The organism is Butyricimonas hominis (assembly GCF_014287455.1).
Classification (GTDB): Bacteria; Bacteroidota; Bacteroidia; order Bacteroidales; family Marinifilaceae; genus Butyricimonas; species Butyricimonas muris.
The window spans coordinates 1-19,692 of sequence record NZ_JACOOH010000010.1; the positions used below are offsets into that span (position 1 = coordinate 1).

Sequence of the window (19,692 nt, forward strand, 5' to 3'; positions counted from 1 at the left end):
AGAAAATTGACATTACCAACGGAAAGCCGAATACATGGAGACATGTACGTTCGGTTTGGAGGCAGGTATGGGGAAACCTATCGCCGAAAGACGACAAGGCGTCCCATACCGAGCCTACTGTTGCTGCACTGTGAGAATGAGGGATATAAGATTCCACGTTTCTGCACGTTCGACTGTGTGCAACGGCTCAATAATCCCGGCAAGGACGGAAAGGAACTGCCTCGTGTCTCCGTGTTGCGCGGCGAGAAGTCCTTTCCGGTCATGCTGACCACGTTTACGTGTATCCACAAAGAGACAAAAGAGAAAATCAAGTATGAGGATTACAAGAAACTCTCCGATGATGAAAAAAAGGAGTACAATGTCTATCCGAATATGAAGGTGTTCCGGGTCTTCAATGTGGCGCAGACCAATTTGCAGGAAGCACGTCCGGAGCTGTGGAAAAAGTTGGAGGAGGAAAATGTGCGTCCGGCAATCGAGAGTGGCGAGCATTTCTGTTTCGCACCCGTCGATACGATGATAAAGGATAATCTTTGGATTTGTCCGATTACGCCGAAACATCAGGACAGTGCCTACTACTCAATCACGAAGAATGAAATCATCGTTCCAGAAAAGGATCAGTTCAAATCGGGGGAATCGTTCTATGGAACGCTTTTCCACGAGATGACGCACTCGACCGGTACGGAAAGTGTGCTCGACCGGTTCAAGCCGACTTCATTCGGTTCTCCGGAATATGCACGCGAGGAACTGGTAGCCGAACTCGGCAGTGCATTGGTAGCCCAACGTTATGGTATGACCAAGCATATCAAGGAAGACAGTTGCGCGTATCTCAAAGGGTGGCTCGATGAGTTGAAGGAATCGCCTCAATTCATCAAGACCACGCTGCTCGATGTGAAAAAAGCGGCCTCGCTTATTACGCAAAGAGTGGATAAGATTGCGCAGGAATTGGAGCAGCACATCGGCAAGGAACAAGAGGTTGCCACGAAAGAAAAGGTGTACTATTCATCGGTGGCTTATCTCCAGTCCACCGATGACACGAAACAACTTGACGAACTCAAGGACAAAGGGGACTATAAGGGATTGCTGACGCTCGCCAAGGAGTATTACGACGGCAACGGCATCAACGAGCAATACACGTATTCATCGCCTACGAACAACAAGGGTGACGACCTTCTTGTCGAGGATAAGAATTTTGCCGTAGTGTACAATGGAAGTGTCGGAGGGACATACGAAGTGATGTTGAAATTCACGGAGCAGGAAGTCCGTGATCATATCCGGCGTTACGGTGTCGATCTTGCCGGAGAGGCAATCAAAGAGGTTGCCAAGGATATGGTCGCAGAGCAGTTCTCCGCTATGGCACAGCAAAAGACACCGGCATTCGAGATGCCGAACGGTGACGTGCTGTATGTCGCATATAACCGGGAATCGGACACGCTGGATGTAGGACAGGCTGCCAATGCAGGTATTATTGTTCAACATCGGTTTCCGTATGACCACAATATCGAATTGGACACCAACCTGCAAAATGCAAATGAAAAGCTGAACGAGATGGAAGAATATCGGGAAGAGCTACAAGAGGCAGAATACAGCGGCGGAATGCGGCGTTAGAAGGCGATGTATAAGCGATGTGGAGCGGACTGTAAAAGTCTGCTCCACGTTTTTATGGCCTGCACCGATGCCATAGATACGATGCAGGCTGTTCATATTATTGGTTCAATAAGTAGTCAATCATTGACTGTAGGTCTGACAGGTCACAATATTGATTCCGTCCTGCCATTTGGTATAAAAATTCTGTGCCATATTGATTTTTATTGTTGATTATGTAAGTAATTTTTCCACTTTTCACCGTCAATAGTCAGCTTTTTCAATTCCCAATCGTATTCCACTTCCGGCATATTGGTATAAGGGAAATGAACAGTATAACCTATCTGTCCATAAGAGCAATGCAATGGTGTCACACATATTTCATAGCCGAAATAAGGTTGTGGGCTGCAGTATTTCCGCCAATTGAAACGACCAGCGGCAATATTGCCGCAAAGTCGTTTGAGAGTGCCGTTTATTGTCATTTCATACCTCCTTTACTTATAATTGTGAGTTGGTTCGGACGGTCTGGAAACCAATAGGCATCACTGTCTATATACACGCATCTGTCGCCATTCCAAGGCTTTCTGAAAGCCAATACCTCTTTGGGGCCGAATACCACTCCGTAATCATTCGTGAACGCCACCATATCGCCAACTGCCAAATCTTTGTCTGTTTCCATCACCTCTGAAAGCCGATTGAAAAACTCCATGCCTTCTGCCTCCCGTTCCGCTCTCCATTTCTGGAACTCCTCTTTGTGACTTCTCGGTGTGGGTATCGGTGATAATTCCGACGCAAAAACTTCTGCTTCCGAAGCACCGCTTGAAATCAGAATAATGCTGTCACTATCCACTTCTTCAGGTGCGGAAATCACTTTATACTCTCCGTCAGACTTGCCATTGTCGGGGTCATTCCAATAAAGGAGATTGCCGTTCTTGATGTAATCGTATTTACCCATTGTCTTTTGATTTATTGATTTTTTATTTTCCCTTTTATCGAAGCTATTTCGGCTTCCTTGTCGGGATTGATTTTTATGCTGAATCAACAGTGGAAAAAGGGCGAATAAGACAAATAAACAGCGGACTGATTCTACGGAATACCCAAATCTGCGATTTGCGGAAGGCTGTCGGAGAATCCGGATGCCGTTAGCGATAGCGGTACTTGGCAATTGACCGAACACTGTACCTTTGCATACAAAATCTCACCGAACAAGAATAGCCGATACTGCGATTGGAGGAATAGTGAATTACATAAAAAAGAGTGTCATTCCGCAGAACGACACTCTGGCTATTTATAACAGTTAATACAAAAGGGCTATTATCCCTCGGTGAAAAACAGCTCCACTTTCGTGTGTCGGTTGGCTTCAGCTGGTACATGGTCGGCTATTCCGCCTCTGCTCACCTTGATGATTCTTTCAACCGGGATACCGCGTCGTCCTAATTCCGCAACGATATAGTCTGCCCTCGATGTACTTAAAGAATTATTGAGAACCGGAGTTCCCGTTGAACTGTCTGCCGCACCTGTTACTCTTACGGACAATCCGTATTTGTTCGCCACACGAGCCAGTTCATCGAGATTAAGCATCTGCGAGGCATCCGTCAAATGAACCGTATTCAGGTTGAAAAAGAAATAAACAGGCGAGCCGATACATTCTCCGACTTGCATGAGTTTTATATCTTCTGAACCGTTTATAGCCAATTCTTCGGGTAAGCGGTCATTATTGACATATCGGGTATTTGTCGAATCAAGTGGGGAAATACCGTTCCAGTGTCGATTCCTCAATCTTGCCATAAGTGAGTTCAGCCCGCTGTAATTATTCGTGGGATAGCCTTGATACTTGCCAATGCTGTCTTCCGTTATAAGACTGCCGTATTTGTCGAGCAGCCCCTCAATCTCTAAAATCTTCTTCAATTCAATAAATGTCTGACGATTCCTGTCGTTCAAGTCTGCATAACGTTTGTTTTCTTTTGATAGGAAGTTGGCGTAATCCACGAGCCATTCGTTCTGACGGACATAAGGCGTTGCATCCACTGCACGTTTCCAGCCAATTTTTCCGAGGTGAAATGTGAAGCCGGCCGTCAGCGACAGCATGTGATCACCGAGACGGTTCGGGTGTCCGTAGCCGTCGAAGTTCTGAAAGGTGGTAGTGCCGGAGAGTTCCAACAGGGCACTTACCCGTCTGGAGATACGGTATTGTCCTTGCACCCCGTATGAGATAGCCAATGGGTTATGCCCATTCGTGGCATTATGCAGGAGTCCGATTCCGGCAAAAGGTGCGAGATTCCAATGCACTTGATCTTGCCGGGCATACCTGCGACCGAGTACATTCCATAGCAAATCCGCATGGATATGATGGTAGTCCTGAGTGGACAATGCACCATCCTTGAACTGTAAACCGCTGTAGTTGATACGCGCACCGACCGATGGCGTGAACCATTTGCCGACGGCAAGGCTGTACGAGGGTTTCAGGCGTCCGAAAAGATCTTCACAACCGAGTGGCGTGCCGAGAAATGCGGTCGCACCTCCGGCAATGCTGACAAACCAGTTGCCGGTACGGGACATCGGAAGAACCACTCCGTCGAGATAGACGGGTTGCATCGGTTGAAGTTCCTCCGTGATATTATAGAATGACGGAGGTTGGACAGTATCTCCCTGTATGGAGTGTACACCTGCGCGTGCCTGAAACGAGCAGAGCACAGCGAAAATAAGAATGAGTTGTTTCGTCATATTCCAATGATTTTATTCGTTATACTTTTGATTTATCGTAAGATGTGTGCCACTTACCGTTTGGGCTTTTTGCCGATGGCCGGACGCATCATACGGCTTGCCATCCTCATGCAGCGGAGTGCCCATGCACGGTTGTCCTCGTCCTCGTCACGCCCCCATTTCAGGTCGCTTTTACTACCTCCGCCGCCACGAGTTTCGGCAAACGTGGTGGCATCATCGACCATTCCGAGGAACAACATCGTTGCACAGTGCATTATGTCTGCGCCCTGTTCCGCGATGGATTGAACGAGTGAGCCGTCGAATAGCTGCCGTTCCGACACGTCCATTTGTGCCGATACATTCCGGTATTCACCGACCACACTTTCCAGCAATACGTCTTTGAGCAGGGTGTCCACTTTGGAGTGAACATCACGTGAATACTTGTAGGCTTCTTCCTTGAGTTCTTCGGTACGATCCTTAATGGCATCCATGTCCTCCTTGAGGTCGGTCAGTTGCCGGTCAGCGGCCTGTAACTTCTGTTGCTTGTCTGCCAGTTGTTTGTTGATGCCTACCAACTCTTTTTCCAATGTTTGAATCCGGATTGCCAACTCTGCCGCATTACCGCTATTCGCTTTCAAATCCAATTCGGCTGCCGACAGTAGAGCCTCTTTTTCCGCTTTTGACTTTTCAAGGTTATCGACCATTGTCGTAAGTCCTTTGACCCTGCGCTCTGCCAGACGGATGTCCGATTGAAGTTCGGAGAGAGCCTTCCGATGCCGATCGATATTTTCCTCGATGGTTGTACACTCCTCGGAGAGCATACGGCGATACTCTTCGGTTGTCCTGTGGCGTGCGCCCGTTTCGGATATGCTCGTTCCTCTCGACATTCCCCATTTCGTATTGACTTCAGCGAAAAAGTCGGTATGGAGCTGTTTCATCCTCGCACTATATTCAAACTTGTCCTTTCCGGCGAAAATCTCCTTGTACGCAAACCGTCCGTCTTTGATTGGCAGAAGCGTACAATGCACGTGTGGATTTAACTCGTCCAGATGTACAATGAATGCGGCGATATTCTGCTCGCCGTACTTGCCACTAACGAATGAGTACACGTCCTTTGCCCAACGTTCGATGTCGCCCTCCCTCCTGATGCGTGTATTGTCCGCACCGTTTTCAAAGTCCACCTGTTGTGTACCGAATGCGAGTTCGTGCATCCGTTCCCTTGAACCTCCGAAGATAATATTTACAACAGTGCGGAACTTCGGTTCAACCAGCCCCTCATTGGGGTCTTTGATTCCGCGATCACTTAATATGTCCGCAATCCGTTCCGGAATGCTACGGCTTTTGTCAATAGTGCGTATTTTCCCACCAGGTGCAATCTCGAAGTTCAGGTGTTCACGAGTCGGGTCGTAATTGCCTATCTCGACCGCTCTATTCCAGCCTTTCTCTGTCCATCTGCGCATATGCTCGTTGCTCTGAGCGGTTGTTACACCTTTCGATACTCGTACATCGAGTACCTGTTTAGCATTTGCCATACTCTTTTCATGTTAATATGTACAATCCGTCATGTCCCAGCTTGCTGCTTGTATGGACACCGCTCCCGCCGATGAATGTCGGTCGGGGTATTAGGCTACCCCTTCCCTTTGTTTCGTGGCATACGGGCAAGCCCGTGTGTCTCCTATAACCGGCAGGATACCTGTGACGGGACAGAGGCGGATTGTTCAAGGTTATACAATCTGTTTCCGGTTCCCGATTTAATCCGCTGGTTCCTGTGTCCTTGCCAAAAGCGATAAAAAGGGTTTGCGAAGCGATTTGAGGCGTTCTTTGTCATCGTCTGTGTCGAAGGTCGTTTCACACGCTTCGGTATAGAGAATCAGCTCCGCAAGCTCTTTGGATGCCTCGATGAAGGATACCCATTCTTCATCGAGGTCATGACGAAAGAACTCAATGAGCGGCGAGCTGTCATCGAATCTCGATTTGCGCAATACTCGTTGCAAGGCGGCGTGGGCAATACATCCCAAGGCGGTCTTACGAATCTCCTCTTCCTGTTTACTGGCGTGTGCCGATGCTGTGTCGATATGACTGTCCAGACAGTGACGGCTCTCGTATCCGGTCATTCCAGCCATCGCCTGACGGACGGCCTGACCGCAGATATTGCCGACATCCGCAGAGGTCATTTTGCCAACTATCCAATCGGATAATACCTCTTGCAGTTGTATGGCAAAGTCCGGCTGTCGCTGTACAACGGATGCAGCCGAAGACTGACCGGATTGCACTGGCATGGTGACGACTATGCTCTTTGCGAGCTTGGTGCGTTTCAATTGTCCGAACGCCTCCAACGTTTCCAAAAACGAGCGGACAGTGGCACGATGCCAATGCCACTCCGTCGCAAGGTCGGAAATGGTCACATGACACTGGCAAGGCTGAAGGTCGTAGTCCTGTTTCCTTAGAAAAGGGGAAATAAAACCTGCCAGCGATTTGTCCAGCAGGTCACTATAGGCTTCCGTCCGCGTCTTTCGTTCGCCGACTTTTTCTTTAAGGTAGTCGAACACCTTTACATCCGCCACTATGACGGCAGGGATTTCTTGCTTATTTTTCATTATCGTCCTGTTTTTGATGATTATTATTTTGCGGATGAACCGAGTTGCCGTTATCCGCATTATGCGGCAACCCTGCGTGATGATTATCGTAATACGATTCGGACAGTGTTTGAGAAGACTTCACCCATTCGGTACGTTTTTCCGCATCCTTGCATTCGGACATGACCCGAACAGAGGGATAGAACAGGGCAGCCAAAAGAAGAAAGGTAATAGTTACCGACAGCGTGTACAAATGCGGTACGAATCCGATGACCACTGTGACCACTGCAAGGATGACAAATGCACGAGGGCAATCCAGCAACTTGCGGAACCAGTTATCCGTTCGCTTAAACGAGAACATGGCGGCACAGACTCCGGTAGATAACAGGATGCCAAATTCGCCTATATGACCGCACGCATATACATAGTGAAAAAGTAACAGGCATATCAGCCAAATTTGCGCATAGAGTTTGCGAGCCTTGTCACTTCGTGCCATTGCCATGTAAAAGACTGCCATGCACCGTTTGTTGCTCTTGTACAATGTCAGCGACACCGCAAAGGGTATAGCATAGAAAATGAGTTGCAGAATATTCAATAACATAGGTAGTATGGTTTTTCGGGTATGTGAATGGGACGCACCATGAGCTCCAATTGTACAGTGCCATAAGTCGCCAACCGGATAATGGTTTCGGCATCTGCTGCAGAAAGGTACATCGCCGCCTTTTTGATGCGTTGTTTGAATTGGGGGTTCTGCTTGCGATAAGTTGCCAACGCTTTGTCCAGTTCATGCTCCGGAATATGCCATACTGTCCCTTCAGCATATTCACCTTGCGTTTTGAATGCACGCAACACCAGCGTGCGGGAAACGAGATAGTCAGTCCTGTCGGTTCTCGAAATGATATTCTCCTTGTAAAGATTGTCATCGGCAACCTCTATCCACGTCCGGTAGGCGTTGATGCAATAGACCATTTGTCTGTACAGCGTGTTCCTCATATAAAATTCATCAGCACATCGGCCTTGTCTTTTTTATACTTCAAGAATCCGCCTTTGGAATGGAGTTCCAAATCGAGACACAAATCTCCGTACATCTGTTCCAAAGAATCATAGATTGTGACGATGATGCTGTTTACCTTGCCCTCAGTATCCGTCTTGGCGTTCATCTTGAACATCTGCCCGAAAGCCGGATTCGAGTACGCGCAGGTGCTATGCCCGAATTTCTCGGAGCGCATAGGGATGTGGTGATAGAGCGTTATCAGCTCCATATCGTCCTCGAACATATCCATCACCTCGTCCAAATCATAAGGATTGTGCAACGGAAACGTAAGCAGTACATAGTCACCGTAGAACTGCGGTTCCTCCATAGTCGTCACATCGAGCAACTGGGGCAGTTGCAAGGGAACGAACGTCATAAAGTCATCATAGAAGTGTCGTAGCATAATCATATTGTTTTCGTGTTATATCGTTACAGGGTGTGTATGAATGCCTCCAACAGCATTCCTGGCAACTCGTCCAGTCGATTGTTTCCAGATTGCAGGATTTTACCTAAAACCTCGAAAGCGTCGGAGGTCTGCATAGCAAGCGTGTCAAGACGCCGTCTCTCCTCGGATGAAAGCAATGAAATACAAAAGCCGTCCATTGAAGAATAAGGCTGGAGGAGCATCCAGATATAGGCTTGCGCCTGTGCCGGTGTCCTGACTTTTTTATCGCGGATGTTGTCGATACAGGTCTGAACATTCTGAATCAACCTGCGGTTGGTGCGCATGGCCAAATAGACCATTGCGTCCTGATAGGTGATGTCGTTCCGCTCGGCAGCAAGGAATACCTGTGAGCAGCATCGCTCCGTATTATGTGTGATATCGGAAAGATCCACACCATCGAAATCGGGCAGACGTGAGAGGAAAGCACGGAATGCCGCATCCTCTTTTTCGATATAAATTGTCAGGTCGGCTATACAGTGGATGCCGTAATCAATTGTTTGTGTCAGTACGTCCCTATAGGTAGCAAGAACACGTTGCCGATTCCCCGGACAGACGGGGCGGCTGTCCAACGAGGTAAAGAACGGGCGGATTGCTTCAGCCTCACGATGCAGTTCTGCATCTTTCAGATGTAGTGAGACCTGTTCCTTGACCAGCAGCACATCCTTATAAGTACGGGACTTCGACAAAGCCAGTCGGGAAAATTCCATTCGGATGGAATCATGCGTCCGTTTGCAATCTTCAATATGGACTGAATGAAGCCGGGCGAGCGTGTCTCGTTCGAGATACCGGAAAACGGAATCCCTTATGGTTTGCCATTGCTTGAGGTGTTCGGCCAAGTCTTTAATGGAAAGGTTGTCCAGCTTACGTACATCGGACAGATATTCCCTGTATGTTCCGGCAGGGTTGGTTTTGACATTCGCCATACGTTTGCCATTTCCGCTATCGCACGATGTACACGTGAGTATGGCAATAGAAACGGCAATTGTTTTGGCTATAATCATGTGTAGTTTTAAGTTCGATTTTAATGTTTTCATACTATATTATTTCGTACTATTTTGCGCAAAACTATATATAATTTTCGATACTTCGTATCATTCAAATCGTATTTTGCGCATTTTTCAATATCGTACTTAATAGTATGATTTCCAATGAAAACAAGTGAAAGAAAAAGAATGATTCGAGGTCTGTTCTTGTTTTTTAATATAGTATGATTTGAACACTCAAATAAAACTCGTATCTTTGCACTTATTATCATCGGAATTGTATATTGACATGGCAAAAGTTGGTTATATATTCAAGGCAAACTCCTATGATGCGTTTGACGCAGACAAGGAATGGATGCTCCAGTACGGTTGTGTACAAGTGATAGAGGAATCGGTCAAACACGAGACGCTTAGACCGAAGTGGAAACAACTCATGTCGAATCTTGAAAGAGGGGACGAACTGGTGGTATCGAAATTCAGCAATGCCGTGCGCGGCTTGCGGGAACTGGCGGCCTTGATCGAGTTATGCCGGATTAAAGTGGTGCGCATCATCTCCATACATGATAAGATTGACACATGTAACGAACTGTTTGCCGATACGACACCTGCAGAAGTGTTGATGATGTTCGGGGCACTTCCAGAGGAAGTGGCCGTACTGCGAAAATCATCTGATAAGATTATGCGCCTGCAACAAAGTATCAATACGTCCATACTTACCAAAAAGAGTTTGAGTAAAGCGGAACGGGATAAGAAGATTGTGGACATGTATAACGATGGTTATTCAATCCGGGACATATGGAAAGAGAGCGGTGTCCGGAGCAAAAGTACAGTGTATGGCATACTCAATAAATACAGGGTACAACTTAACAGAAAACCCGGACGTGTACCGGGACTACGGAAATAGACAGGAGCAATGCAATATCTGAACGAAATAATACACATTGAAAATCAGTTGATTATTTGCATTATCCGCAGTTTTTTCGTACCTTTATATTGAGATGTATTAACTAAAATGAAAGAGTTATGGGAGATATTATAATTGTATTGTTAGTATTCTTTGTTGTTGGGAAACTCCTGAAAGGAGTGTTTGGTGGTTTCAGCAAGAGCAGCTTCCGGGATGACAAATAAGGCGGATAGTTGTATCAAGCCGATATTTTGTAATTTTGCAGGGTATTCATTAAAATCAAGAAGAAAATGACAAAAGCAGAAATTGTCGCTCAGATTTCACGGCAGAGCGGAATAGAGAAAGCGGTAGTACAGACTGTGGTAGAGGCATTCATGGAAAATGTAAAAGAGTCGATGATCGCAGGCAACGATGTATTCCTGCGCGGATTCGGCAGCTTTATCATAAAGCGTAGAGCTGAAAAAACGGCTCGGAATATTTCTAAGAACACAACAATCAAAATTCCCGCCCATAATATCCCTGCATTCAAGCCAGCCAAATCATTCGTGAATGCAGTAGAAGAGAACAAGTAATCGTGTTTACAAGAGAATTGCTATAATAGATAGATTGGCAATGAGTAAAACAAAAGCGGCTATTACGCCGCTTTATTCATGTAAGGCAGGAGATTATTTCTTGCCTTTTTTCTTCCCCTTCTTAACAGGTTCCTTGGGGGCTTCTTCCTTCTCGACGGTCGGATAGAACTTGACTGCCACCATCACGATGCGGTTGTGCTTCACACCGGCATTGTCGCTCCATTCTTCGGGTTTGAAATACCCCTCGACGGTAAGCATCGTGCCCTTGGTCAGTTGGTCGAACGACCCGGCGTTCTCGTTCTTGCGCCATGCCTCAAAGTTCATAAAGGCGGAAACGCGGTTGGATTCCTCGCCGTTCTTCTCCAGTCGGCTTACTGCCAAAGAAAAACGGGCTACACTGGCGTTGGCGAACTGACGGATTTCTGCATCTTTACCTACGAATCCCGTTACTGCGAAATTGTTTTCAATCTTTTTCATAATGAATTGCTTTTAGAAGTTTTTAATCAATTTTACGCTGCCTCAAAAAGTAGGTGCAGAAAAGGGATGCACCAAGGATAGCGTATCAATACTCTTTATTTTTACCGCAGGTAAAACCGCAAGGCTCGATAAAGGAAGATTGATGCGGCTACGCCATTGGTCAAGACTTCCGGAAGTCGTTCCCGGCTGCATACTATCTTTGCAACGGAAAAATGATGATGACTTCGCCGGAAAGCCATTCCGAAAAAGATCAGAGGACAGCAGCTTCGGGTTCTGTTACATGAAAGAGCATATCCGTCCGTTGACATCATGTAGTCTGTTTCGGCGGTAAGTCCGCAAGAAACGGCAGGATTGGAACTGTGGGCAGTTCGACTTGATTTGAGGCAGCAAAAAGAGGAACACCAACTCTCCAAAACGTTGCATGACTATGAGGGAATATCAACGAAGTCGCGACAAAAAGGCGTGGCAGCATATCGAGGTGGTTATCATGTCCCGACTGGATGAGATGAAAGGAGCAGAGGGGAAGAAAAAGGCAACACCTGTCTTATCGGCAAAGCGGCAGTCCGCTTTTCACGAATGACCGGTTTTACAAAAGGATATGGCGCAGCCAAAAAAGAAAGATAGGATTATACAAAAGGAAATGGCGGGGGGCTGAAATTGTCCGTTATCCATTTCAGCCTGTTCCCACCGTCATCAAAATTCAGCCATGATTACCCGGTTCTCAAAAATTTTAGCCTGATCGCTGGGACGTCTTTGGCAGACCCACAGATGATGTGCCCCGTAGCCGAATACGAAATAATCGTCAAGATGTGTTTCCGTTTTCAGACGTTCCATGCTGGCACGCAATTCCGCTTCGTCGATTGAAAAAAGGATTGTGTTGATGATGCGGAAGTAAATGTCCGTTGCTTCATCGCTGTAACGACAGAAGACATGTTCGATTGTAACTTTCATGTTCTTGGTTATTTAACTTCAACAATATTCTCAATTCTCCCGTAAAGTGAGGAACGCAAGGCTGTTTTGTCGATTGCGTAATATTCAGCAATATGTCCGTACTGTTTGATGTAATATCGCTTGAGAACATCCGAGAAATCGAAGTAATAGCCCATCAATGCGATGCCTTTCTGAAAACGGCAGCATCCTCTTACTTGTTCCGTTATCCAATTTTTGTCATCACGGGTCAATTTGCCTCCATTATTGAGGCACTCTCGTAACCTGTAAACCTTGCAGTCTTTCAGTGTCGCCAATTCCGGCACATCCCATTTGACGAATTTGAATGCTATTTGTCCCATAACTTCTCCCTTTTTAATCATAGATAATTACTTCATCACGGTATTCCGCTATCTCCTTACCATTGTTGAGACGGACGACTATTTTGTTGCCGTAATCTCCCACAACCGTTCCCTCTGTGTATCCTTTGTATGGAACGAGTAGGCTGCAATGTGCGCCAATAATTTCGGTTACTTCTTCTGATTCGTACATACGATTGCTGTTTTCTGTTGTCATTTGATTTTCTTTTTTATCCCTCATGTAGTATTTACTACTTTCGGGATTGATTGAAATTATGTCGCCTCATAAGGTGTCTTGGCTCTTTATGCAGGGTTTCACAAGCAAATACTACCTCTGATTGCAGAGTGTGGAGATTTGGTCGTGAACCGTCAGGCTCCGACCTTGCACAAAAGAAAGACAGGACATATACCTTTGCGACACAATTCTCATCAGACAGACCGAAAGTCGGTACGCAATGGTGCAACTCCCACAACGGGAGATCCGATAAAAGGGAATAAATAAAATAGGATTGCAGCGAAAAGAGAAAATACAGGCTGTGGGATTTTCTTCTCTTTTGGCTGCATAAAATATACCACTAAAAGAACTGAAGAAATAGTTTAGTTTAGGATATTAGTCATATATATGCTAAACTAAATAAAACTAAATATAGGCAGGTACATTTACCTGTCCGTATGTTTATGTCTTTATAAAAAAGCGTATCTTTGTAAAACGGATGTTCCTTGAAAGAAAATCGAGGTTTGCACTTTGAGGTTTGCGATGCTTGTCTGAAGACAAAGATTATGCAAGAAGGTTGGAAAAAGGACTTCGAGTGTGAACAACTGAAAGGAATGAAAAGTAGTGCAAGCAAAAAAAACGGGAAATCGTAAAAAATATGTTTTTGTTCCTATTTTGTTTCTTTGTTTTGAGAAACATCTATATAAGATGCTTGTTTATAGGGTATTATTGCGAATTAAAATAACATTTACCAGATTTCTAAAAACGGGATAAAGCTAAACGCTTTCTATAACCAGTATGTCACCGATAAATTACTTTATCAGCACGACAAATATAGTTAATTTTCAACGTTTCACAAACGTTTTTGGGGTGTCGTGGAACAAATTTATATAAAACTTGACACTCAACAAGATTTTAGGCAAAATACTCCGATGAGGCTATCAAATTTTTTCTCACTTACAATTTATCTACCAAAATTATCCTTTAAGCCAATAAATTTTGCTCCAAATTTGAAAAACTTCAGATTTATTCGTAGTATTACAAAAAATCAAGTTTATGAACTCTTGTGACTTAGAAAAATTAGTAAAGGAATTTAATAAAGCCAGTCAAGACTGCCTTAATAAAAATCATGACGACCTTGTCGTAAATTATTGCCTGTGTCAAGATTCTTTAGATGAAGCCATTAAAATTGCAGTATTATCCAGAGGGGAAAAAGGCAAAATGCATTCTCATCAACGTAGAATAGGATATGCTCGCCTTTATGAATATTATGAACATCTGTTACCCTATGCCAAAGAAATTCAAACATGTAACAGCTTTGATGAACTTTACAAAATATTAGATAGCTGTAAATTTGATGGAATAGGTTTACTTGCATTGTATGACATTGCTTTTCGTATAGCTGCCTTTATGGAAAAAGTTTCTTGTACAACAAATAGTATGTTACCGGACAGAGTTTACCTTCATGCCGGTAGTAAAAAAGGAGCAGAAATACTATTAGGTCGAAACGTGGAAAGAACTGAGCCTAAAAGCGCATTTCCACCTGCCCTCCAATCGTTAACTTGTGATGATATTGAATCTTTTTTATGTCGTAAGGGGAAAAAACTTTCATTATACAAGGAAGATTAACCATTAAAAATTATGGACACTGTGGTAGTGTAAATTGGCAGTGTCTATAATTTTTTATATAGTGTCTGAGGCTATCAAATTATTTACTTTCCCTTTTACCTACTACCCCGTTATCACCATACCCCCACCCACATAACCGCTATCAATAAACACGTTAATCTCCCGTATACCATACACTTGAAACTCTTACTACTCCTTATTATACCAACAACAAGACACACATTACCCGCCTCATCACCCTATTATACCATTCATTGACTTGTATCCCTATTACTCTTTCTTTTTTAGACACCCTCTATAAAAGTATCCACCCCCTTTATTTTCTTGTTACTATAATTCTTCTATTAGGCTCTATTAGACAAGCATTTTATTAGGGAATAACAATATCGTTGTAATACCTGTTATTCCCTGTACGGCTCTATTTGACATCTTATTTTGCTTAAAAATTTAATATAAAGCTACAAGTACAAATTTCATCCTCATTCTTAACGATTAAAATGGTAAAAAATCACTGTCATCATCTCTTGTTGGGAACGTAATAAACTTATTTTCAAAATATTTAATCAAAAACAAACCAATTGTTGCGATAGAATTTATTACAAAACACGCATAAAGAGGCTCTTTTACTATATAATCTTCTTTAGTTTTACCATGAAATTCTGTTTTTTCACTTCTTAATTCTTCTATGCTTTTGGAACATGTTAAAAGAGAACTACCAATAACCTTTATCTCATTTGGCATGTCAGATTTAGGAAATAATTGAAATGTTTTTAAAACTTTCTCTGCAAGAACGTATAAAGTTTCACTTCCCTTTAAAGAAGTCTTTACTCTTTCGTCTTTTAGTATTTCTTTAATAATACTTTCTAATGCAGAATTTGCCAACCCTATCGCAATATCAGGATGTTGTTCAACTTGTTTAAATGCTTTTTCAAAAATAGAACTAGCTGTTTTATAACTTGCCTTTATTTCATTTCTAAAAGTAGGAATAGCAGGTATATAATCAGGAGTTTCAATACCCAAGTCCATAGCTATTTTTAGCAATGTTTCCCCATCTATTTTATGTAGAGTTGCCCACAAATCAATATCATTACTATTATCTTTAGCCACAATAGAAAAATTTTCCCAACTACTATTCCAACTTTCCTCTACTTCATGCCACTTTTCTATATAAGCTCTTACTTCTTTATAAGTTTTATACTCTGCCCAAAGTACTTTTTCTATCTTTTTTACTAAAGACATCAAATATTTAGGTGATATATTTTCCATAAACCAATAAAATATTGCAATTAATATACTTTACAAATACACACTAACAATATCAGCCAAAGATATTCATAGTATTTGAATTATCCTAAACTTGCGGGCTCTCGTTTTAAACGATTCTAGCCACCCAATCACGCTACCGAATACTTTACACGCTTTTAGTTTTACACGAGCCGTACCGCTCTATTAGACGACTATTTTATACAATTCAACCTAATAATAATTGAAGGGGTAAAACAAGCGTGCAGTGTCACACGTTTTTCAATCATTATTAGGTTGACTCCTCAAACAGGGCATTATAGGGATTGTTATCCCCGGGGCGTCCAATTACATTACCCACCCCAATTTCTTCCCCGTGCGCTTCCAATAGAGGAGTTAATACGCCTCCAAAGCATCCCACACCTTCCTGTTTAGTTCACCCACCATGTCCTCGTCCTCGTGGTCACACTTTTTTAGCATAGCCAATACCTCCCGTTTTAGGCGTGCGGCTTTTCTGTCACCTTTAACACTGCACGAGTCTATCAATTTAATGATGTCATTTTTACGGCTATAATTCCTTAATAGCCAATCGAACAAGCCCATTTTTGTCATCTCGAACGCTGGCTTTTCCATACCAACTTTCATGATAGCCTCGTACCTTTGAAACCATTCCACCACTAACTCGCAGCACACGTCACTAGCCGAACCGTATAATTCTATGGCTTTAATTTTATGATCGAAATGGTGTTGTAACCACTGCCGCTTGAACCTCATCTCGTAGCGTAGAATATGTTTTCCCCGCAAATTGGGGGTTAGGAGCGGGTCATTATGCTTTTGGGCTTCCATAACCTTGTCATAGAAGTATAATTCACGATACGTTTGCTTGTAATACAATGACCCCCTAATGATGTTACGGTCAAAATTATTTAAAGAAGAAAGGTAAGGGAAATAATTTTTAGGCAAATTATTCATCACAAGGTTTGCAGCTATATCCACACGTGTAACAAAGGCATCCCTTAAAGGTAAACCAAGGGCTGCACCTATTTCATCTATGATGCTACCGGGTTCTTCACGTTCTAGTGTTACCAGATTACTTCCATAACGATATTTAGGAAGGCTACCTTCAATATGCACGAGAGAAGGGGTTATCGTGACCTGCAAATTCTTGTAAGTACCCACTACACGATACTCGTTACTACGCTTGATATCCACGTTTATTCTAGCCCCTACCTCTGCCATGAAGTCTACGCTATTATTTACTGCTGTTTGCTCTATTGTTAGACCTACTGTATCAATCATTATATTGAACTATTTTTAGTTGTTATAGAAATATATTATTTTCGAGCCGCCAATTGCCCGCCCATTTGCTTTATAAACTCGTCATTGGTTTCTTGCCGCCGGGTTGTCATCCATGCCAATATATCCTCACGCCGAAACACAAGTTTGCGTCCATTATTACCAGAACGGCAACACGGCATATCACCCCTAGCGGTTAATTTATAAACCGTGTTCTTTTTGTAGCCTGTAATTTCACAACACACGTCCACCCCAAACACCTCGGGGCATTCTATTACCCCTTTTTGAAGTCTATTAGCGCCCTGTACCTCGTTACACCGTTTAGGTGATACCACCTTAAGGGCATCTCTAATTGCTTCCCGTAACGCTCTAATTTGACCTAGTGCCAAATCTTCCCATTGAGTTTTTAAAAACTCGAAATCATCTAACGCCCAAGCGCTAGTTATTGCGTCTTGATGATTCCCGTCAATAAAACCGAGTCTTTCTATCGCCTTGTACAAGTAATCCACAGTCAACCCTGTTTTACCCTCTTTTATTAATAATTCTTCCTTGAAAAACAGGTCATCCAAGTACCCGGGGTCACGATTCAATTTGCCCCGGTTAAATTCATCCACCCGTTTTTCATAGGTTGAAATAAAGTAGGAGTCATTCCACCCTGTAATGGCTGTTTCAACCTCTTTCAACGCTTGTTGAAGCGCTTCTTTACCTCCACGTGCCAGATTTTCTACGTAACCTAGTAAATCTCTCTCGCGTAATTCTCGTTCTTCCCCCTTGAGCAATATTTTGATAACATCGCTCAAGGGCATACTAAAATCAGTATCCATTTATTTATGTTATTACAATAATTCTGCTACTTTATCAACCACACTTGTTTCAAAACTATCAAGATACACGTTTGTTGTTTCAAGATTAGTGTGCCCCAATACTTGACTAATTACTTCCCGGGATACACTCTGGTTTTGTAGTGTCATAGCCATAGTATGCCTACTCACGTAACTGGTTAAAGGAAGACGTTCAATACCCAATGTTTTACCTAACTTTTTCAAATTCTTATTATAGCGAACGTATCTTGAACGTATATGGTTATATAACTGTTCTCCACGATAATTTTTTGTTATCACGGGTACAAGATAATTTCCCACAAGAGGCGTGTTTGCTTTAAACCAATCTAAAATCTCTCTTAGTGTTTCCGTTACAGGAATCTTTATTGTCTTTACACCTCTTTGATTTTTTATTTTCTGCCGTTTATAAACAATATGTTCCCCTGTTTCCAATTTTTCTATATTCTGGGTTGTCAATGTTGCCATATCTATAAAACTAATACCAAAGCAATAATAGGAGAACAAAAACAATCGTCGGGTGTATTCCATCGTGTAGTCATCTTGGTAAGAATTTTTTGCAAGCGTCAAATCTTCCGACAATAAATACCTCTTGCGTGTTTCTTCCTCCAAACTACTTATTTCAAATCCCCCGTTACCAAAAGGATAGGTTATTCGAGAAGCTTCATTATCCTTTATTGCCTTGTTCAGTAAGGCTCGTAGGGTTTTCAAGTAATATTTTCGTGTATTACCACAACATCTATCTTTTTCCAAGGCAACATTGAAAGCGTTTACATACTTTAAATCAATTTCTTGAAACAATCGCTCGTTAATTTTTTTATCATATTTCCCCAACACGTGGAGAGTTCGTTCATAAGCTTTTGCGTTACCTATATGATTCGTTTCTTTCAAAATCCCGATATGCTTTAGGAAATAATCATACACTTTACCTCTTTTGGATACACCTAAAAATTGTTCTTCAAACTGGTTTAAAGTCCAATCAACCCGACCTTCCGTAAATTTTCGTAACAAGCTATCTTTCCTTTCCTCGTAGTGAGTAAGTAAAGCGTTATATTTTTCATAATTAGGAGTTGCACGTTTATCCTTTTTATAGCGTGCAGCTTCCTCGTTCCATTGGTCTTCCCTTGCATACATATCCAACGATATATATTTCAATTTTCTATTTTTTGTAATCCGTAGACAAACAGGATACAAACCATCACGCTTCACGTTACTCTTGTAGAGCAAAAATTTAAATGTTGCCATATTATTTATTGTATTAGCATTCGCACTATTTATTTTCTTTACGACAAAAGTTACAAATAAGTTGTTACACCTGTAAAAGTATTTGTTTGCAAACAAACAACAATGAAAAACCTAGACTTTTCTCCATAAAAATATAGATTAAAACATCTAATAATCAATTCAATAACACACAAACATCTCTTTACACAAAGAATTATACCCTATTTTACACACTTCAAAAAAGTCAAAATTTATTTACTTTTTCCATGTTACAAAATTTTGTCTTTTTACAGCGATGCCAATATTCCCAAACAATAAAAGTTCGATTAAACATTCATTAAACATTTCATCCAACTTAATACTACCAAAGGTCTTATTAAAGCGAATCAACACAAACACAAAATACAGATTTACAACTAAATACGACTTAATACAATTCATCTTTCTACAGCTGGGGGGCGTGTTGTCGCAGGTTCAAATCCTGTCATCCCGACAGAAAGCGGTTTAGTAAATTGAAAAACAATTTATTAAACCGCTTCCCCATTTTACAGCCGGGACAAGAACGGGACAAGATAATATTACATATATTTCTTTGCATACTTACAACTGATGCGAGAGAGCAAAAAAAAATGACAAATAACGAAAAAACACGAATTGACGAGATCGTTTCCTCCCCCCCCACAACTTT

At 42.7% G+C, this 19,692-nt stretch carries 24 protein-coding genes; 7 read left to right on the forward strand and 17 right to left on the reverse strand.

The window, feature by feature from the left end; all coding sequences use genetic code 11:
* Nucleotides 1–42: 42 nt before the first annotated feature.
* Nucleotides 43–1,605 (forward strand): zincin-like metallopeptidase domain-containing protein, encoded by a 1,563-nt coding sequence (locus tag H8S64_RS19495; RefSeq protein WP_186978374.1) that lies wholly within the window; start codon nucleotides 43–45, stop codon nucleotides 1,603–1,605.
* Between the two features lie 200 nt (nucleotides 1,606–1,805).
* On the opposite strand, the gene H8S64_RS19500 is transcribed toward H8S64_RS19495, so the two are convergent.
* The 9 genes from H8S64_RS19500 to H8S64_RS19540 all read right to left on the reverse strand — a co-directional run bounded on the left by H8S64_RS19500 (nucleotide 1,806) and on the right by H8S64_RS19540 (nucleotide 9,372).
* On the reverse strand, nucleotides 1,806–2,063 hold the full coding sequence (locus tag H8S64_RS19500) for a hypothetical protein (protein WP_186978375.1): 258 nt from the start codon (nucleotides 2,061–2,063) through the stop codon (nucleotides 1,806–1,808).
* Nucleotides 2,060–2,536 carry a hypothetical protein gene (locus tag H8S64_RS19505; protein ID WP_186978376.1) on the reverse strand — a complete coding sequence of 159 codons (477 nt, stop codon included), beginning with the start codon at nucleotides 2,534–2,536 and terminating at the stop codon, nucleotides 2,060–2,062. Before H8S64_RS19505 ends, H8S64_RS19500 begins: the two co-directional genes overlap by 4 nt.
* Before the next feature lie 359 nt (nucleotides 2,537–2,895).
* Entirely contained in the window at nucleotides 2,896–4,305 is a 1,410-nt protein-coding gene (locus H8S64_RS19510; protein WP_186978377.1) for an OmpA family protein, read from the reverse strand.
* A 53-nt stretch (nucleotides 4,306–4,358) separates the two neighbouring features.
* Nucleotides 4,359–5,816, reverse strand: a complete 1,458-nt coding sequence (mobV, locus tag H8S64_RS19515) for a MobV family relaxase (protein WP_186978378.1) — start codon at nucleotides 5,814–5,816, stop codon at nucleotides 4,359–4,361.
* Between the two features lie 219 nt (nucleotides 5,817–6,035).
* Complete coding sequence (locus H8S64_RS19520) at nucleotides 6,036–6,881, reverse strand: MarR family transcriptional regulator (protein ID WP_186978379.1); 846 nt, start codon at nucleotides 6,879–6,881, stop codon at nucleotides 6,036–6,038.
* A complete protein-coding gene (locus H8S64_RS19525) occupies nucleotides 6,871–7,461 on the reverse strand; it encodes a hypothetical protein (RefSeq protein ID WP_186978380.1) in 591 nt (196 codons plus the stop codon). The genes H8S64_RS19520 and H8S64_RS19525 overlap by 11 nt, the downstream gene beginning before the upstream one ends.
* The gene (locus H8S64_RS19530) at nucleotides 7,452–7,853 is read right to left on the reverse strand and encodes a hypothetical protein (protein ID WP_117703379.1); all 402 of its coding nucleotides are present in this window, start codon (nucleotides 7,851–7,853) and stop codon (nucleotides 7,452–7,454) included. Before H8S64_RS19530 ends, H8S64_RS19525 begins: the two co-directional genes overlap by 10 nt.
* The gene (locus H8S64_RS19535; RefSeq protein WP_181979437.1) at nucleotides 7,850–8,296 is read right to left on the reverse strand and encodes a hypothetical protein; all 447 of its coding nucleotides are present in this window, start codon (nucleotides 8,294–8,296) and stop codon (nucleotides 7,850–7,852) included. Before H8S64_RS19535 ends, H8S64_RS19530 begins: the two co-directional genes overlap by 4 nt.
* A gap of 26 nt (nucleotides 8,297–8,322) precedes the next feature.
* Entirely contained in the window at nucleotides 8,323–9,372 is a 1,050-nt protein-coding gene (locus H8S64_RS19540; protein WP_186978381.1) for a hypothetical protein, read from the reverse strand.
* Nucleotides 9,373–9,610: 238 nt separating this feature from the next.
* Between H8S64_RS19540 and H8S64_RS19545 the strand changes: the two genes are divergently transcribed.
* Nucleotides 9,611–10,225, forward strand: coding sequence for a recombinase family protein (locus tag H8S64_RS19545; protein WP_117703375.1), 615 nt, complete (start codon nucleotides 9,611–9,613; stop codon nucleotides 10,223–10,225).
* Nucleotides 10,226–10,503: 278 nt separating this feature from the next.
* On the forward strand, nucleotides 10,504–10,797 hold the full coding sequence (locus H8S64_RS19550) for an HU family DNA-binding protein (RefSeq protein ID WP_366483022.1): 294 nt from the start codon (nucleotides 10,504–10,506) through the stop codon (nucleotides 10,795–10,797).
* A 93-nt stretch (nucleotides 10,798–10,890) separates the two neighbouring features.
* Here H8S64_RS19550 and H8S64_RS19555 read toward each other — a convergent pair whose 3' ends face one another.
* Nucleotides 10,891–11,274 carry a single-stranded DNA-binding protein gene (locus tag H8S64_RS19555; protein WP_186978383.1) on the reverse strand — a complete coding sequence of 128 codons (384 nt, stop codon included), beginning with the start codon at nucleotides 11,272–11,274 and terminating at the stop codon, nucleotides 10,891–10,893.
* Between the two features lie 142 nt (nucleotides 11,275–11,416).
* Between H8S64_RS19555 and H8S64_RS19560 the strand changes: the two genes are divergently transcribed.
* Both H8S64_RS19560 and H8S64_RS19565 read left to right on the forward strand, forming a co-directional pair.
* Nucleotides 11,417–11,605 (forward strand): hypothetical protein, encoded by a 189-nt coding sequence (locus H8S64_RS19560; protein ID WP_186978384.1) that lies wholly within the window; start codon nucleotides 11,417–11,419, stop codon nucleotides 11,603–11,605.
* 96 nt (nucleotides 11,606–11,701) lie between these two features.
* Nucleotides 11,702–11,854: a hypothetical protein gene (locus tag H8S64_RS19565; protein WP_186978385.1), complete on the forward strand. Its 153-nt coding sequence runs from the start codon at nucleotides 11,702–11,704 to the stop codon at nucleotides 11,852–11,854.
* A 113-nt stretch (nucleotides 11,855–11,967) separates the two neighbouring features.
* On the opposite strand, the gene H8S64_RS19570 is transcribed toward H8S64_RS19565, so the two are convergent.
* Genes H8S64_RS19570 through H8S64_RS19580 form a run of 3 tightly spaced genes read right to left on the reverse strand, consistent with a single transcriptional unit; the run spans nucleotide 11,968 to nucleotide 12,753 of the window.
* On the reverse strand, nucleotides 11,968–12,225 hold the full coding sequence (locus H8S64_RS19570; protein ID WP_117703371.1) for a DUF8466 domain-containing protein: 258 nt from the start codon (nucleotides 12,223–12,225) through the stop codon (nucleotides 11,968–11,970).
* Nucleotides 12,226–12,233: 8 nt separating this feature from the next.
* Complete coding sequence (locus H8S64_RS19575) at nucleotides 12,234–12,563, reverse strand: molybdenum ABC transporter ATP-binding protein (protein ID WP_186978498.1); 330 nt, start codon at nucleotides 12,561–12,563, stop codon at nucleotides 12,234–12,236.
* Nucleotides 12,564–12,576: 13 nt separating this feature from the next.
* Entirely contained in the window at nucleotides 12,577–12,753 is a 177-nt protein-coding gene (locus H8S64_RS19580) for a ribonuclease P (protein ID WP_117703491.1), read from the reverse strand.
* A gap of 527 nt (nucleotides 12,754–13,280) precedes the next feature.
* Between H8S64_RS19580 and H8S64_RS19585 the strand changes: the two genes are divergently transcribed.
* Entirely contained in the window at nucleotides 13,281–13,427 is a 147-nt protein-coding gene (locus H8S64_RS19585) for a hypothetical protein (RefSeq protein WP_186978386.1), read from the forward strand.
* A gap of 403 nt (nucleotides 13,428–13,830) precedes the next feature.
* Nucleotides 13,831–14,403, forward strand: a complete 573-nt coding sequence (locus H8S64_RS19590) for a hypothetical protein (RefSeq protein WP_186978387.1) — start codon at nucleotides 13,831–13,833, stop codon at nucleotides 14,401–14,403.
* A 492-nt stretch (nucleotides 14,404–14,895) separates the two neighbouring features.
* On the opposite strand, the gene H8S64_RS19595 is transcribed toward H8S64_RS19590, so the two are convergent.
* The 4 genes from H8S64_RS19595 to H8S64_RS19610 form a co-directional block, all read right to left on the reverse strand.
* Complete coding sequence (locus H8S64_RS19595; protein ID WP_186978388.1) at nucleotides 14,896–15,669, reverse strand: abortive infection family protein; 774 nt, start codon at nucleotides 15,667–15,669, stop codon at nucleotides 14,896–14,898.
* Nucleotides 15,670–16,041: 372 nt separating this feature from the next.
* Nucleotides 16,042–16,944: a phage/plasmid replication domain-containing protein gene (locus H8S64_RS19600; protein ID WP_186978389.1), complete on the reverse strand. Its 903-nt coding sequence runs from the start codon at nucleotides 16,942–16,944 to the stop codon at nucleotides 16,042–16,044.
* A 35-nt stretch (nucleotides 16,945–16,979) separates the two neighbouring features.
* Nucleotides 16,980–17,765 (reverse strand): helix-turn-helix transcriptional regulator, encoded by a 786-nt coding sequence (locus tag H8S64_RS19605; RefSeq protein WP_255469637.1) that lies wholly within the window; start codon nucleotides 17,763–17,765, stop codon nucleotides 16,980–16,982.
* Between the two features lie 12 nt (nucleotides 17,766–17,777).
* Nucleotides 17,778–19,025 (reverse strand): site-specific integrase, encoded by a 1,248-nt coding sequence (locus tag H8S64_RS19610; RefSeq protein WP_186978390.1) that lies wholly within the window; start codon nucleotides 19,023–19,025, stop codon nucleotides 17,778–17,780.
* Between the last annotated feature and the right edge of the window lie 667 nt (nucleotides 19,026–19,692).